At 80.4% G+C, this 678-nt stretch carries 1 pseudogene; it reads right to left on the bottom strand.

Annotation, left to right across the window (positions count from 1 at the left end):
- Window positions 1–678: pseudogene (locus KN815_RS49510) on the bottom strand (hypothetical protein); the annotation flags it as partial.

Raw genomic sequence — 678 nt, 5'->3', positions numbered from 1 at the left:
GGGGCGCGGCAGCCGGGGAACCCGCCCCGGCGGTGGGCGCTTCGGCAGCCGCGCCCGACACCCCGCCCGCTTCCGAACCGCCGCCGGGCTCCGGCCCGAAGGCGGGAACAGCGGAACTGGTCGCCGCCGGGGCAGCACCCTCGGCCACCGGAGCGACGGCCGATCGCGGCGGGGTCACCTGCCCCGGCTCACCCGGCTCACCCGGCACGGCCCCCTCGGCCCGCGTCCCCGGCACGAGGGCGCCACCGCCCGGCGCAGGTTCACCGGAGGCGGCGCGCGGGGCGGGTTCACCGGAGGCGGCGCGCGGGGCGGACTCACCCGAGGCGGCGCCCGGCGCGGACTCACCGGAGGCAGCGCGCTGCATGGGCTCACCAGAGGCGGCACGCGGGGCGGGCTCACCGGAAGTGGCACACGGCATGGGCTCACCGGAGGCGGTGCGCGAAGCGGGCTCACCGGAGGCTGCGTACGGCGCCGGTTCACCAGAGTCCGCGTGCGAAGGGGGCTCGCCCGAGGTCGCGCGCGAAGCGGGCTCGCCCGGAGCGGCGTGCAGTGAGCCGGAATCGCCCGGCTCCACCGCGGCGCCCGGGCGCTCCGCTCGGTCGGGGGTGGCCGTGGTCAGGAGGAGGGCGGCGCGGCCGGCGTCGTCGGTGCGCAGGAGGCGGATCGCCTCGGCCGCCG

It is taken from the genome of Streptomyces niphimycinicus (assembly GCF_018883605.1).
GTDB lineage: Bacteria > Actinomycetota > Actinomycetes > Streptomycetales > Streptomycetaceae > Streptomyces > Streptomyces niphimycinicus.
The sequence above is the reverse complement of the archived record's forward strand: the minus strand, read 5'-3'. Positions and strand labels throughout refer to the sequence as shown.